Annotated in this window: 16 protein-coding genes; 4 read left to right on the top strand and 12 right to left on the bottom strand. The window is 74.5% G+C overall.

Annotation, left to right across the window (positions count from 1 at the left end):
• Positions 1-120 precede the first annotated feature (120 nt).
• The 9 genes from OG799_RS31790 to OG799_RS31750 form a co-directional block, all read right to left on the bottom strand.
• Positions 121-222, bottom strand: coding sequence for a 30S ribosomal protein bS22 (locus OG799_RS31790; protein WP_007465623.1), 102 nt, complete (start codon positions 220-222; stop codon positions 121-123).
• 219 nt (positions 223-441) lie between these two features.
• Entirely contained in the window at positions 442-651 is a 210-nt protein-coding gene (locus OG799_RS31785; RefSeq protein ID WP_089005106.1) for a helix-turn-helix domain-containing protein, read from the bottom strand.
• Between the two features lie 223 nt (positions 652-874).
• Positions 875-2,059 (bottom strand): ABC transporter permease, encoded by a 1,185-nt coding sequence (locus OG799_RS31780; protein ID WP_406040452.1) that lies wholly within the window; start codon positions 2,057-2,059, stop codon positions 875-877.
• Positions 2,056-2,943, bottom strand: a complete 888-nt coding sequence (locus OG799_RS31775; RefSeq protein WP_406040450.1) for an ABC transporter ATP-binding protein — start codon at positions 2,941-2,943, stop codon at positions 2,056-2,058. Before OG799_RS31775 ends, OG799_RS31780 begins: the two co-directional genes overlap by 4 nt.
• Positions 2,940-4,328 (bottom strand): efflux RND transporter periplasmic adaptor subunit, encoded by a 1,389-nt coding sequence (locus OG799_RS31770; RefSeq protein WP_406040448.1) that lies wholly within the window; start codon positions 4,326-4,328, stop codon positions 2,940-2,942. Before OG799_RS31770 ends, OG799_RS31775 begins: the two co-directional genes overlap by 4 nt.
• Before the next feature lie 40 nt (positions 4,329-4,368).
• On the bottom strand, positions 4,369-5,775 hold the full coding sequence (locus OG799_RS31765) for a hypothetical protein (protein WP_406040446.1): 1,407 nt from the start codon (positions 5,773-5,775) through the stop codon (positions 4,369-4,371).
• 287 nt (positions 5,776-6,062) lie between these two features.
• On the bottom strand, positions 6,063-6,398 hold the full coding sequence (locus OG799_RS31760) for a YrdB family protein (RefSeq protein ID WP_406040444.1): 336 nt from the start codon (positions 6,396-6,398) through the stop codon (positions 6,063-6,065).
• Positions 6,398-6,964, bottom strand: a complete 567-nt coding sequence (locus OG799_RS31755) for a TetR/AcrR family transcriptional regulator (protein WP_406040442.1) — start codon at positions 6,962-6,964, stop codon at positions 6,398-6,400. The genes OG799_RS31760 and OG799_RS31755 overlap by 1 nt, the downstream gene beginning before the upstream one ends.
• Positions 6,957-7,751, bottom strand: a complete 795-nt coding sequence (locus tag OG799_RS31750; RefSeq protein ID WP_406040440.1) for an alpha/beta fold hydrolase — start codon at positions 7,749-7,751, stop codon at positions 6,957-6,959. The genes OG799_RS31755 and OG799_RS31750 overlap by 8 nt, the downstream gene beginning before the upstream one ends.
• Positions 7,752-7,863: 112 nt before the next feature.
• Between OG799_RS31750 and OG799_RS31745 the strand changes: the two genes are divergently transcribed.
• Complete coding sequence (locus OG799_RS31745) at positions 7,864-8,268, top strand: VOC family protein (protein ID WP_406040438.1); 405 nt, start codon at positions 7,864-7,866, stop codon at positions 8,266-8,268.
• A 1-nt stretch (position 8,269) separates the two neighbouring features.
• Here the strand turns inward: OG799_RS31745 and OG799_RS31740 are convergent, their stop codons facing one another.
• The gene (locus OG799_RS31740; protein ID WP_406040436.1) at positions 8,270-9,190 is read right to left on the bottom strand and encodes a proline dehydrogenase family protein; all 921 of its coding nucleotides are present in this window, start codon (positions 9,188-9,190) and stop codon (positions 8,270-8,272) included.
• A gap of 152 nt (positions 9,191-9,342) precedes the next feature.
• Here OG799_RS31740 and OG799_RS31735 point away from each other — a divergent pair, with 152 nt between their 5' ends.
• From OG799_RS31735 to OG799_RS31725, 3 genes are read left to right on the top strand one after another with little or no spacing between them, the layout of a single operon-like run.
• Complete coding sequence (locus tag OG799_RS31735; protein WP_406040434.1) at positions 9,343-9,627, top strand: hypothetical protein; 285 nt, start codon at positions 9,343-9,345, stop codon at positions 9,625-9,627.
• A gap of 1 nt (position 9,628) precedes the next feature.
• The gene (locus tag OG799_RS31730; protein WP_406040432.1) at positions 9,629-10,795 is read left to right on the top strand and encodes a glutathionylspermidine synthase family protein; all 1,167 of its coding nucleotides are present in this window, start codon (positions 9,629-9,631) and stop codon (positions 10,793-10,795) included.
• A 19-nt stretch (positions 10,796-10,814) separates the two neighbouring features.
• Positions 10,815-11,390, top strand: a complete 576-nt coding sequence (locus OG799_RS31725; RefSeq protein WP_406040430.1) for a CGNR zinc finger domain-containing protein — start codon at positions 10,815-10,817, stop codon at positions 11,388-11,390.
• A 21-nt stretch (positions 11,391-11,411) separates the two neighbouring features.
• Here the strand turns inward: OG799_RS31725 and OG799_RS31720 are convergent, their stop codons facing one another.
• Both OG799_RS31720 and OG799_RS31715 read right to left on the bottom strand, forming a co-directional pair.
• A complete protein-coding gene (locus OG799_RS31720; RefSeq protein WP_406040428.1) occupies positions 11,412-12,218 on the bottom strand; it encodes a sugar phosphate isomerase/epimerase family protein in 807 nt (268 codons plus the stop codon).
• Between the two features lie 76 nt (positions 12,219-12,294).
• Positions 12,295-13,239, bottom strand: coding sequence for a Ppx/GppA phosphatase family protein (locus OG799_RS31715; RefSeq protein WP_406040426.1), 945 nt, complete (start codon positions 13,237-13,239; stop codon positions 12,295-12,297).
• Between the last annotated feature and the right edge of the window lie 62 nt (positions 13,240-13,301).

Below are 13,301 nucleotides of genomic sequence, written 5' to 3'. Positions count from 1 at the left end.
GTCGTGCGCCTTGGTTGGCAGGCGGGATCGAGCCGGGACGTCCGCGGCCTGATCACCTGTGCCTCCGAGAGTCGACAGTTGGCAAGTGGTGCCGGATGCCGGGCCCTGGCCCGGCCCCGGTCACTTGCCGAGACGGCGACGCTGGACGCGGGTCTTGCGCAGCAGCTTGCGGTGCTTCTTCTTAGCCATGCGCTTGCGGCGCTTCTTGACCACCGAGCCCATACGACAGCCTTTCGATGCAACGTGCGGGGCGGACCGGGAGACACCACGACAGGTGGCGTCGGCGACCGCTTGCGGACAACGGACCGGACCAGCGTGGTGGGCAGGGCGCACCAGAGTGCGGTCACGGTCGGGTCCAGGGTAGCCGGAGTGGGTCAGCAGGACCAACGCGGCCCCGTCGATGCCCGTTACGTCGCACTCGCCGCAGCGGTCGGCGGTGCGTCAGGCGGTTTCCTGAAACGCGCCCCGGAGATACTCGTGGACGGCGTGCTCGGGCACCCGGAACGACCGGCCCACCCGTACCGCGGTCAGTTCACCGCTGTGTACGAGACGGTAGACCGTCATCTTGGAGACCCGCATGACCGTCGCCACCTCGGCGACGGTCAGGAACCTGACATCCGACAGTCGACCGTCGGACTGCGACCCGGCCATGGCTCACCGACCCATTCCCGTGCCCGGCGCGTGCCACCGGACGGGAGCTCCCGCCAGGACGGGCAACGCGCGTGTTACCAGTACGGTAGCGGGACGGCTGTGACCGGCGCGATCCCTTCCTGCAACTGATCATAAATGGGACGGCGTTTCCACCGCGTTGACCTGGTGTTTTCCTCCTCGATGCGCGCCTCGTCCCGTTGCCGGGACGGCGCACCGCGGGCGGTCACTCCGCGCGCAGCGCGACCACCGGGTCGAGGCGGCCGGCCCGCTGGGCCGGGACCACCCCGAAGACGATGCCGACCGCGGCGGAGACCCCGAAGGCGAGTGCCAGCGACCACCAGGTGATCGCGGCCGGGATCGGCGAGACCGCGTCGACCAGCAGCGCGCCGCCCACGCCGAGCGCCATCCCGGTCAGCCCGCCGATCGCGGTGAGCAGCACCGCCTCCAGCAGGAACTGCACGCCGATGTCCCGGGGGCGGGCGCCCACCGCCTTGCGCAGCCCGATCTCCCGGGTCCGTTCGCGGACCGAGACCAGCATGATGTTGGAGACGCCGACCCCGCCGACGAGCAGCGAGATGCCGGCGATGGCGGCCAGCACGCCGGTCAGCACCCCGAGGATGTCGCCGAGCACACCGAGGATCTGCTGCTGGGTGACCGCGCTGAACTCGGTGTCCGGGTGGCGGCGGGACAGCTCGGCGACGATCCGGTCGCCCAGTTCGCCGATCCGCTCCCGGTCCGGCGCCTTGACCGCGATGCCGTCGACCCGCTGGGTGCCCCAGAGCCGCTGCGCCGCGGTCACCGGCACGTGCACCTCGTCGTCCCGGTCCACGCCGAGGCTCTGCCCGAGCGGCGCGAACACGCCGATCACCCGGAACCGCACGCCGGCCAGCGCGACCTGCTGGCCGAGCGGGTCCCGGTCGGGAAAGAGCGCCGTCGCGACGGACGCGCCGAGCACCGCCACCCGACGGCTGGTGTCCACGTCGGCCCCGGTGAGGTACCGGCCCCGGGCCAGCGACCGGGTGAAGACCGCCGGGGTGGTCTCCAGCACGCCCTGGACGGTGGTGAAGTCCGACCGGTTGCCGGCCCGCGCGGTGGCCCCGGAGGCGACGGTGACGGCCACCCGGCCGGGGTCGCCGACCACCCGGGAGACCGCGTCGACGTCCTTCAGCGTCAGCGGCGAGACCACCGGGGCGGTGCCCACGTCGATCTTGCCGGGCACCACCAGGAGCAGGTTCGAGCCGAGCCCTTCCACCTGCTGTTCTACCTTCTGCTTGGTGCCGGTGCCGATGGCGACCAGCAGCACCACCGAGGCCACCCCGATGATCACGCCGAGCATGGTCAGCGCGCTGCGCAGCCGGTTGGCCCGCAAGGCGTCCAGCGCCACCCGCCAGGCCTCGGCCATCCTCACGACGCACCCCCGGTGCGGCGCGGAAGGCGCCCGGTGGCTCCGGCGGCGCCACCGGAGCCACCGGGCGGGTGCCCCGGGCCGCTTCCGGACGCGGACCGGGGCTCCGCGCTGGGAGCGGCGTCCAGTGTCTCAGGTCGGCCGTCGCCGTCGGACAGCGGTCGATCATGAAGCGTGTCGCGGCCCGGCGTGAACCGGTCGGAGCGGACCAGACCGTCCCGCACGGCGATCCGCCGGCGGGCCCGGGCGGCCACCTCCTGGTCGTGGGTGACCATCACCAGGGCCACCCCGGACTCGGCGTTCAACCGTTCCAGCAGCGCCAGCACCGCCTCCCCGGTCGCGGTGTCCAGGTTGCCGGTCGGCTCGTCGGCGAGCAGCACCGCCGGGTCGGTGACCAGCGCCCGGGCGATCGCCACCCGCTGCTGCTCGCCGCCGGAGAGCTGGTTGGGCCGGTGGTGCAGCCGGTGCCCCAGCCCCACCCGGCCGAGCATCGCCGCCGCCCGCTCCCGCCGCTGCCGCGCCCCGATCCCCCGGTACACCAGCGGCAGCGCCACGTTGTCCACGGCGGACGTCCGCGGCAGCAGGTGGAAGGCCTGGAAGACGAAGCCGATGGTCTCGTTGCGCAGCGTCGCCAACTCCGGGGCGGAGAGCGTCGCCACGTCCCGGCCGCCGATCACCAGCCGGCCACCGGTGGGCCGGTCCAGGCCGCCGAGCAGGTGCATCAGGGTGGACTTGCCGGAGCCGGACGGCCCGATCACCGCAACGTAGTCGCCGGGCGCGATGGTCAGCGACACGCCCCGCAGCGCCGGCACCGACACCCCGCCCAGCTGGTACGTCCGGGACACGTCGACCGCCTCGATCGCGGGCGCCCCGGCCGGCGGCGTCACTTCAGTTCCTGGCCGTCGCGGACCTGGTCCGCACCCCGGACCACCACCCGGTCGCCGGCCTGCACGCCGCTGACGATCTGCACCAGGTCCTGTCCCTGCACACCCACGGTGACCGGCACCTGGTCGGCCTTCCCGTCCCGCAGCACCCACACCGCGTCCCGGCCGTCGGCGGAGAAGACCGCCGAGGCGGGTACGGCGACGGCGTCGGCCGCCTCGCGTACCCGGAGGTGCACCACGGCGTTCATGCCGGGGCGCGGCGCCGGGGCGGCCGCCCCCTCGTCGAGGCGACCCGCGCCCAGCGCCAGCCGCACCCGGTAGGTCACCCCGCCCCGGGCGGAGGTGCTGGGCAGCACGTCGACCGAGCGGACCCGGGCGTCGTACGTCGCGCCGGTGACCGCGTCCAGCTCGACCGAGGCGGTCAGACCGGCCCGGACCAGGAGCACGTCCGTCTCGTCGACCTCGGCGAGCAGCCCCAGTTCGCCGGTGTCCACCACGGTCAGCACGGGCGTGCCCGCGGTGACCCGGCCACCGGCCGGCACGGCGTCGTCGACACCGGGCGGCGGGCCGCCCTGGGCGGGCGCGAACGCCGACGGGTCGAGCCCGGTCGCGCCGCCCGCACCGAGCAGGCCGGCCAGGTCGGCCGACCCGCTCGCCGGCCGGGTGCCGCCGGACTGCACCACCCCGTCGACCGGGGCGCGCAGGGTGAGCGCGTCCACCGTCGCCTGCGCCAGGTCGTACGCCTGCTGGGCCTGGAGCCGTTGGGCGCTGGACAGCGCGCCGACGGCCGAGTTGAGCCCGGCCACGCCGCGCTGCACCGCGCTGACCGCCCGGTCGGCGGCGCGGGCGGCCGACTCGTACTGCTGCCGGGCGGAGTCGACCTGGAGCAGCAGCGCGGACCGCAACCGCGGGTCGCCGATCTTCCCGGCGGCGGCCCGGGCGGCGTCGAACGCCTCGGCGGCGGCCTTGTCGGTGCCCCGCCGGCTGCCGCCCAGGTCGCCGACGCCGACGCCCCGGCCGGCCCGCTTCGCGGCGCGCAGCGCCTCGCGGGCCTGCCGGAGCCGGTCCTGGGCGGACGGTGAGTCGACGACGGCGAGCACCTGACCGCGCCGCACCCGCTGCCCGGGCTGGACGCGCAGGCTGGCGAGGGTGCCGTCGGCGGGTGCGGTGAGGGTCGCGGCGGCCCGGGCGGTCACCGTGGCCGGGGCGTCGATCACCTCGGCGACGGCGGACCGGCCGACCTGGGCCAGCGCGACGGGGGACTTCCCGTCGCCGCACGAGGCGGCGGTGGTGCCGGTCAGGGCGACGACGGCGAGGAGGGCGGTGAGCAGGCGGGGCCGCGTGGCGATCGGGGGCCGCGGCGAGTGGGTGCGGGCCACCCGGCCCATGCTACGACCCGTCGACGATCGTCGACCTGCCAGCCGCCGGTCAGCCGGCGACGGCGCGGACGTAGGCGACGCAGTCGTCGTGCAGGGTGGACCACTGCTCGCCGAAGACCTGGTCGGACGCCTCCTCGACGGACCGCTGATCGTGGACCACAGCGCGGAAGAAGTCCAGCACCCGCTGCTCCCCGTACCGGTCGACGAGGTGCCGGACGGCCAGGTAGCCGACCCCGTAGCTGCCCCCGACCCGGTCGTCGGCCGCGTCGTCGGCCGGAGCCAGCCCGTCCAGCCGGCCGGTCCAGCCGCCCCGGATGAGTTTCCGCACCTCGGGCAATCCGTCGTAGCGGCCCACCGGCTGGCCGTCCGCGCCGGCGTACTCGGCCAGGCCCTCCACCAGCCACCAGGTGGACTTCCCCGAGTAGCCCCGGTCGGGCAGCGAGGCGGCGTGGGTCAGCTCGTGCCGCAGCAGGTCGTCGACCCCGGTGGGCGACACGCTCTCCGCGTTGAGCACCACATCGTGGTGGCCCCCACCGACGCCGACGGCGTAGCCCGCCGTCCACCGGGGACGGCCGCCGCCGTACCAGCGCCGCCACTCGACACGACCGGCGTAGAAGACCAGGTAGCGGTCGGGCGGTGGGGCGCCCACCGCGTACAGGTCGGCGACCTTCGCCGCCGCCTCGGCCTGCGCGAGCAGACCGGGCAGCTTGGCCCGCAGCGCGGGCGTGGTGGCCACGACCGCCCGCTTCCCGAACGCCACCACCAGGTCGCTCACCTCCCATGGCCGGGCACCGGCCGGGCCGGTACGGGACTCCTCGACCGCCAGCAGCCGGGGCTGCTCCCCGGCGTCCCGCCAACGGGTGCCGATCACGACGGAGGCGGGTGCGCAGGCGGGGACGACGAAGCAGTAGCCCACCCGGACCGTGAGCTGCCACTCCCCCGGCCGGCCGGCGACCGGGCTGGGCACGCCGTCCGGCGTCGGCCGCCACACGGTCACCCGGAGCGCCCGCAGCGCGGCGTACCGGCGGGTGAGGTCGGCACGGGCCCCCGGATCGGCGATGGCGAGGAAGCCGGTCCGGTCGCCGCCCAGCAGCGCGGCGGCCTGACGGTCGAGTTCCGCGGACAGCCGTACGCCCACGCGACGGGCGGCGGCGGTGGCCGCGTCGTCGCCCGTGGCCGTCCGTCCGGCCGCATCGCCGACCAGCCCGACCAGCAGCACCGAAGGCAGCGCGCAGGTCAGCACCACGACCACCACCGCGAGCCCGGCCCAGAGCGGCCACCGCCGCCAGCGTGCCGACGCCGCTGCCGGCGCCAGTTCCCGTGCCGCCTGCGGCTGCGGCTGGGTGACGTTCTCGTCGGGCGCCACGACCAGTTGGCAGCCGACGACCGGCGCACCGCCCACGGCCGGCTCGCGGTCCGCGGCTGTCTCGCCGGACTGCTGGTCACCGTCGGTCACCGGCGAAGGGTACGACCAATCGGGCGATCCGGCCAGAGCCGCGCGCCGGCGGCGTCGGCTGCGGCGCTTCCCGTCCGGACAGGTGATGGTGCTGGTCCGCCGGTGCAGCTGATGTCGTAAGCGAATCACCGATGGCGTGCCGAGCGGATCCGCGACGAGCCGGCAAGGGATGCCCAAGATCTGCACGACTTCCGGGATTTGGTGGTCTTCCGCCGCGAGGAAACCGCCACATCCGGGAAGTTGCGCGAATGCCCTGACCGCACCCCCCGGGAGCGGGCGGGGGCAGGTCAGATCGGGTCGCCGGCCAGGCGGAGCAGTGCCTGGTCCGCCGCCCAGAGCACCACCAGCAGGATCGCCGGCACCGGGCGGCCGGCCAGCGCGAGCAGCGCGCCGCCGGTCACGAAGCAGGCGGCCTGGGCGGCGAGCTTGGCGGGCGCGGGCAGCGGCACGGCCGCCCTCGGGGAACAGAAGGTGCCCCAGACGACCGCGATCAGCAGGGGCGCGCCGAGCCCGGCGAGGAGGCGGACGGGCCACCCCGCGTCGAGGGTGAAGCCCCACCACCCGGCGGCGACGAGCATCGCCAGCTCCAGCAGGAAGGCGAGCGCCAACAGCAGGGCCTTCATCAGGACCTCCAGTCCCGGAACGCGGTGTCCAGCCCGGCCACCAGCTGATCGAAGGAGCGGTCGATGGCCCGGGGCAGCCCGAACCCGCCGTTGGCTTCGAGCGTGACGAAGCCGTGTACGGCGGCGCGGAACATCCTGGTGGCGTCGACCGCGTCGTCGCCACTCAGGCCGTACCCGCGCAGGATGGCGTAGATCGCGCCGACGGCCCGCTCGGCGGCCGCGACGTGGTCGGGGTCGGCGGGGTCGGGCGCCCGCTGGGTGGCGGGGTAGCGCCCGGGGTGCCGCCGGGCGTACGCGCGGTAGGCGGTGGCGACGGCCCGCAGCGCGTCGCCACCCGCCCGGCCCGCGGCGGCGGTGGTCAGTTCGGTGGCGATCTCGCCGGTGGCGAGCGCCGCCAGTTTCTGGTTGAGCGCGTCGGCGCCCTTGACGTGCTTGTAGAGGCTGGGCAGCGCGACGCCGAGCCGGCCGGCGAGCGCGGCCAGGGTGAGCCGGTCGTAGCCGACCTCGTCGGCGAGCCGGGCGGCCTCGTGGACGACGGTCTGCGGGGTGAGGCCGGCCCTAGGCACCGGAGGTCACCGCCAGGAACTCGACGAGCTGGGCGGCGGTGGCCTCGGGCTGGTCGGCGTGCGGGTAGTGCCCGGAGTCGTCGATCATGCGCGCCTCGGCGGTGGCGAACTGCCGGCGGGCGGCCCGCGCCTCCGCGCCGGGATCGGGGAAGTCGGGGTCCCTCGTACCCATCAGGACCAGGACCGGCTGCCGCACGTCGGCGGCCCGGGCCGTCCAGTGCGGCGCGACCGGCGCGACCACCCCGCGCACCGCGTCCATCCGACCGCGCAGCTTCGCGACCATCTCCTTGCGGTACGCGGCGTCGTCGGCCGGCCGCGCGGCCGGGAAGAGCGTCTTGTGGAACATGCCGAACAGCCGGGGGCTGCGCAGCACCAGCGCCTGGGCGGCCCGCATGACCGGGTTGGGCTTCGGCTCCGCGACGAACGGGCTGAGCTGCACGACGCCGTTGACCAGGTCGGGTGCGTCGGCGGCGGCGAAGACCACGGCGGCTCCGCTGGAGGAGCTGCCGACCAGGGTGGCGGGGCCGCCACCGAGGGCCCGGACCACGGCGAGCAGGTCCGCGCCGACCTCGGCGGGGGCGTACGTCGCCCAGTGCGGGCTGGAGTCGCCGTGGCCGCGGACGTCCACGGTGGCCACCCGGTAGCCGGCCCGGACCAGGAGGGGGATCAGGTGACGGAAGGATCGCCGGTTCTCGCCCATGCCGTGCGAGAGGACGACCAGTGGCCCCTCCCCGTGCACCTCGTAGCTGATGGTTCCGCCGTCCCGCGCCACCTGGCTAATCGTCATAGCCATAAAGCTAATGCCATTAGCTTGATCCGTCAAGAGCGCTCCCGGCCCGGGTTTACCCGGAACTGGCGATCTTGACCTGAACCCCGCTGGAGGTTCGATGATCGGAGGCATGACGACCTCGGGGAGCCCGCACGTCCGCATCGCCCGCCCCAGCCGCGACCTGGCGGCGGCCGAACGCTTCTGGGTGGACGGGCTGGGCCTGCGCGTGCTCTACCAGGGCGCGGCCGGTGGGCCGGGCGAGCACGACCTGGTCATGGTGGGCTGGCCGGACGCGGCCTGGCACCTGGAACTGGTCGGCGGTGACCAGCTCGCCGTCGAGCCGACCCCGACCGCGGAGGACCTGTTCGTCCTCTACCTGGACGGACCGGTCGACGACGAGCTGACCGACCGACTCGAACGGGCCGGCGGGACACGGGTCTCCGCCGGCCCGTACTGGGACCGCTGGGGGGTGACGTTCGCCGACCCGGACGGCTACCGCCTGGTGCTGAGCACCCGGGCCTGGTCGAACGGGTGAGTCACTTCTTCGAGATCAGGGCCCGGCCGAAGAACATCAGGTTGGCGGGGCGTTCCGCGAGGCGGCGCATCAGGTAGCCGTACCAGTCCTCGCCGTACGGCAGGTAGGTGCGCACGGTGTAGCCCTCGCCGACCAGGCGGGCCTGCTCCTCGGGGCGGATGCCGTACAGCATCTGGAACTCGAAGCGGTCCGGGCCGCGGTCGAACCAGCGGGCCCGGTCCTCGCCGATCGCGATCAGGCGCGGGTCGTGGGTGGCCAGCATCGGGTAGCCGTCGCCGGACATCAGCACGTTCAGGCAGCGGACGTAGGACTTGTCCACCTCGCGGGCGGACTGGTAGGCCACCGACTCCGGCTCCTTGTACGCGCCCTTGCAGAGCCGCACCCGCGACCCCGCGCCGGCCAGCTCGCGGCAGTCCGACTCGGTCCGTCGCAGGTACGCCTGGAGCACCGCCCCGGTCGACGGGAAGTCCTTGCGCAGCTTGGCCAGGACGTCCAGGGTCGAGTCGGTGGTGGTGTGGTCCTCCATGTCCAGGGTGACCGTGGTGCCCGCGGCGTCGGCCGCCGCGCAGATCGCCCGGGCGTTGTCGTAGGCGAGCTGCTCGTCGAACTTCTGGCCGAGCGCGGAGAGCTTCACGCTCACCTCGGCGGCGGGGGTGAGGCCGGCGGCGGAGAGCAGCCGCAGCAGCTTGAGGTATTCGTCCCGGGTGGCGTTCGCCTGCTCCGGGGTGACGGTGTCCTCGCCGAGGTTGTCGATGGTGACCGCGAGGCCGTCGGCGACGAGTTCGCGGGTCGCGCGCAACGCGTCGTCGGTGCCGGCGCCGGCGACGAACCGGCGGACGACGTCCCGGGTGAACGGGGCCGTCGCGACGAGCCGCTCGACCTGGGATGACCGGGAGGCGGCGAGGATGACGGAACGGAGCATGAGCCGAGCGTAACGCCCGCGCACCGGCCCGCGCCCGGGGGCGGCGGCGAACGTGACCCACGGTTAGTAGGGGCCTCCTGTACAACGCCAGGCGTCAATCAGGGGCCCCTCCTTGCATGTACGGCGTGGCGGCGATCGGCTACAACGATCACGTGGAATCTCGCCCCCGCCCCGCCCCCCGCCGCCGCCTCCGGTCGGCCACCGTGCAGCTCGGCGCGCTCACCGCCCTGGCGCTCGCCCTCTCCGGTTGCAACAACGGCTACGACGACGACGATGACGACTGCGCGCTCGGCCCGGCCGGCGGTGGCGGCGACACCGTCGCGCTGGCGCTGCGGGTTCCCGCGCCGGCCGCCGCCCGGACCGCCCCGGCGCCCGTCGCCGCGGCGGTGCCGGCGCGCGGCGGCTTCGGCACCCACCTCGCCTCGTGCGGCGGCTGAGGTGCGGCGCGAGGCCAGCACCCCCCGCCCCGACTGGGACGCCACCATCCGCGCCCAGGGCCTGGTGTACGTCGACACCGAGCTGCCGGACGGCGGGATCATGTCGTACTGGGACGAGACCGCCGCGTACGGCTTCGACCTCGACGAGGTGCTCCGGCTGGAGGAGGCGACCGAGGAGCTGCACCGGATGTCGGTGGCCGCCGCCGAGCACGTGGTGGCCCGCCACCGGTACGCCGAGTTCGGCATCCCGGCCTGGGCCGCCGAGGCGGTCGCCCGCTCGCTGCGCGAGGGGCCGCCGACCCTCTACGGCCGCTTCGACCTCTGGTACGACGGCTGCTGGCCGCCGAAGCTGCTGGAGTACAACGCCGACACCCCGACCGCGCTGGTCGAGGCGAGCATCATCCAGTGGTACTGGCTGGAGCACACCCGGCCCGCGGCGGACCAGTGGAACAGCCTGCACGAACGCTTGGTCGGGGCGTGGGCGAAGATCGGCGCCGGCCTGCACGACCGGCGGGTGCACGTGGTCTGGTCGAACGAGGAGGAGTCCGGCGAGGACCAGATCACCGCCGGCTACCTCGCGGAGACCGCCCGCCAGGCCGGGCTGGACGTCGAGCTGCTGCCCATCCAGCACGTCGGCTGGGACGGCCGGCGCTTCGTCGACGCCGCGGACCGCCCGGTCACCACCTGCTTCAAGCTCTACCCGTGGGAGTGGATGCTCGCCGAGCCGTACGGGCCGTTGGCGCTGGACCCGGGCACCCCGACCGCCTGGATCGAGCCGGCCTGGAAGCTGCTGCTGTCGAACAAAGCGCTGCTCGCCGTGCTCTGGGAGCTGTACCCGGCCCACGAGTACCTGCTCCCGGCGTACCTCGATTCGCCCCGCGGAATGTCGGAATACGTGGCGAAGCCACTGCTCGGCCGCGAGGGCGGCTCGGTGCGGATCGTGACCGGCGGTACCGAGATCACCAATCCGGGGATCTACGGTGACGAGGGCTTCTGCTACCAGCAGTTCCGTGCGCTGCCCGAGTTCGCCGGGAGCCGGATGGTGTTGGGGAGCTGGATCGTCGACGGCGAGTCGGCCGGCGCGGGCGTACGCGAGAGCGAGAGTCTCATCACCGACGGTTACGCGCGGTTCCTGCCGCACTACATCGACGCGCCGCGTACCCCGTGAGTCGTCTACCGTTGGTGTCGTGAACTTCGACGCGTACGCCCGGACCGGCGTTGACCTCGTCAACGCCCGCCTGGACGACCTCGACGACCTGCGGGCCCTCTTCCCGGACGACAACGCGTGGATGCGCGACGAGGTCGCGGAGCGGGACCTGGCGATCTTCCGGCGGGCGCAGAAGCGCCTGCGCGACGTCTTCGAGTACGGCACCTCGGGCCGGGACGGCCAGGCGGTGGCCGAGCTGAACGCGCTGCTGGAGGCTTTCCCGGTGCAGCCGCGCATCTCCGGCCACGACTCCAGTGACTGGCACATGCACGTCACCAGCCGGGGTGCCTCGGTCAGCCAGGAATACCTGGCCGGCGCGGTGTGGGGCCTGTCGGTCTGGCTCTGCGAGTACGGCAGCGCCCGGTTCGGCGTCTGCGCCGACGAGCGCTGCGGCAACGTCTACCTGGACACCTCGTCGAACTGCTGCCGGCGGTTCTGCTCGGAGCGCTGCGCGACCCGCTCGCACGTGGCGGCGCACCGGGCCCGCAAGCGCGCCGCCGTCGGCGAGCAGGTCAGCGTGGCCGCGACCGCCGACGCGCTCACCCCGGTCAGCTGAACCGCCGCTCCCGCGCCCCGGTCAGACGTCGACCGGGGAGGGGGCGGTGAGGTTGGCGCGGGCGAACTCCAGCGCCTCGCGCAGGTCGGCCTCGCGGACGGCGCGGCTCTTCGCGCCCCGGGTGGTCACCTCGACCGCGACCGAGCCGGTGAAGCCGCGCCCGGCGAGCGAGCGGAGCAGCTCGGCGCAGGGCTGGCTGCCCCGGCCCGGCACCAGGTGCTCGTCGCGCCCCTCGCCGGTGCCGTCGCCGAGGTGCACGTGAGCCAGGCCGGCGCCCATCCGGTCGGCCATCGCCAGGGCGTCGGTGTGCGAGGCGGCGCAGTGCGACAGGTCCAGGGTGTACGAGGCGTAGCCGGTGTCGGTGGGGTCCCAGCCAGGGACGTACGGGACGAACTGCCGGCCGGCCATCCGGACCGGGTACATGTTCTCCACCGCGAAGCGCAGGCCGCCGAACTGCCCGGCGATCTTGTCCAAGCCGTCGGCGAAGTTCCGGGCGTAGTCCCGCTGCCAGGTGAATGGCGGGTGCACCACCACGGTCGGCGCTTCGAGGGTCTCGGCCAGCTCGGCGGCCTTGCGCAGCCGCTCCCACGGGTCGGCGCTCCAGACCCGCTGGGTGACCAGCAGGCAGGGCGCGTGCACCGAAAGCACCGGGACGCCGTAGTGGTCGGCGAGCCCGCGCAGCGCGCCCGGGTCCTGGCTGACGACGTCGGTCCAGACCATCACCTCGACGCCGTCGTAGCCGACCGCCGCGGCGAGCTGGAACGCCGCCGCGGTCCGCTCAGGGAAGACCGAGGAACTGGAGAGGAGCACCGGGACGCGGGAAGTCACGCCCCTCAGGGTAGCCCGGCCCGTCGCGCGGCATCAGGACGAGCATCCGCAAAGCACCCAGAACGGCCGACCGGGATCACATCGGTGCGAGCTGATCCAGTCGGCGGAGGATGACCCCCTCGCGCAGCGCCCACGGGCAGATGTCGAGCGAGTCGACGTCGAGCCGGCGCATCACCGCCTCGGCCACCACCGCACCCGCCAGCAGCTGGTGGGCCCGGCCGGCGCTGACCCCCTCCAACTCGGGCAGCTGCGCCGGCGGGATGTGCCGGACGAAGCCCAGCACCTGCCGCAGCCCGGTGCGGGTGAGGCTGCGGCGGGCCCAGAGCCCGGCGCCGGAGGGCGCGGCGCCGGCCAGCCGGGCCAGCGTCCGGAACGTCTTCGAGGTGGCGACCGGGCGTTCCCAGCCCACCGCCGCCAGCTTCTCCACCACCGGGTCGAGCAGCTCGTCGACGTACTCCCGCAGCTCCTCCACGGCCTCGGCGGGCGGCGCCACGGTGCCCGCCGGGTCGACCCGCAGCCGCTCCCGGCTCAACCGCCCGGCGCCGAGCGGCAGCGACACCGCCACGTCCGGCTCCTCGTCGATCCCGGCCGCCAGCTCCAGCGAGCCGCCACCGATGTCCAGGGCCAGCAGCCGGCCGGCCGACCAGCCGAACCACCGCCGGACCGCGAGGAACGTCATCCGCGCCTCGTCCGCGCCGGAGAGCACCTCCAGCCGTACGCCGGTCTCGTCGCGGACCCGGGCCAGCACCTCGGCGGCGTTGGTGGCGTCCCGGACGGCGGAGGTGGCGAAGGCCAGCAGGTCGTCGGCGGCCAGCCCGGCCGCCGCCGCCCGGGCCATGCCGACGGCCTTGACCAGCCCGTCCGCGCCCGCGTCGGTGAGCGCGCCGTCCGGCCCCATCTGCTCGGCCAACCGGAGCACCACCTTCTCCGAGTGCGCCGGCCAGGGGTGCGCCCCGTGGTGGGCGTCGACCACCAGCAGGTGCACCGTGTTCGAACCGACGTCGAGGACACCCAGTCGCATGCTGATGACCCTAGGCCCAACACGTTTTCCCGGCTCGCCAGCCGGTCGGAGGCACCCCGCGT

Source organism: Micromonospora sp. NBC_00898 (assembly GCF_045207895.1).
In the GTDB taxonomy this organism is placed as follows: Bacteria; Actinomycetota; Actinomycetes; order Mycobacteriales; family Micromonosporaceae; genus Micromonospora.
The sequence above is the reverse complement of the archived record's forward strand: the minus strand, read 5'-3'. Positions and strand labels throughout refer to the sequence as shown.

Bases quoted from the DNA above. Each gene is read 5' to 3' on its own strand.
- OG799_RS31790 (WP_007465623.1), bottom strand. From the start codon at position 222: ATGGGCTCGGTGGTCAAGAAGCGCCGCAAGCGCATGGCTAAGAAGAAG.
- OG799_RS31785 (WP_089005106.1), bottom strand. From the start codon at position 651: ATGGCCGGGTCGCAGTCCGACGGTCGACTGTCGGATGTCAGGTTCCTG.
- OG799_RS31770 (WP_406040448.1), bottom strand. From the start codon at position 4,328: ATGGGCCGGGTGGCCCGCACCCACTCGCCGCGGCCCCCGATCGCCACG.
- OG799_RS31760 (WP_406040444.1), bottom strand. From the start codon at position 6,398: ATGAAGGCCCTGCTGTTGGCGCTCGCCTTCCTGCTGGAGCTGGCGATG.
- OG799_RS31750 (WP_406040440.1), bottom strand. From the start codon at position 7,751: ATGACGATTAGCCAGGTGGCGCGGGACGGCGGAACCATCAGCTACGAG.
- OG799_RS31745 (WP_406040438.1), top strand. From the start codon at position 7,864: ATGACGACCTCGGGGAGCCCGCACGTCCGCATCGCCCGCCCCAGCCGC.
- OG799_RS31740 (WP_406040436.1), bottom strand. From the start codon at position 9,190: ATGCTCCGTTCCGTCATCCTCGCCGCCTCCCGGTCATCCCAGGTCGAG.
- OG799_RS31715 (WP_406040426.1), bottom strand. From the start codon at position 13,239: ATGCGACTGGGTGTCCTCGACGTCGGTTCGAACACGGTGCACCTGCTG.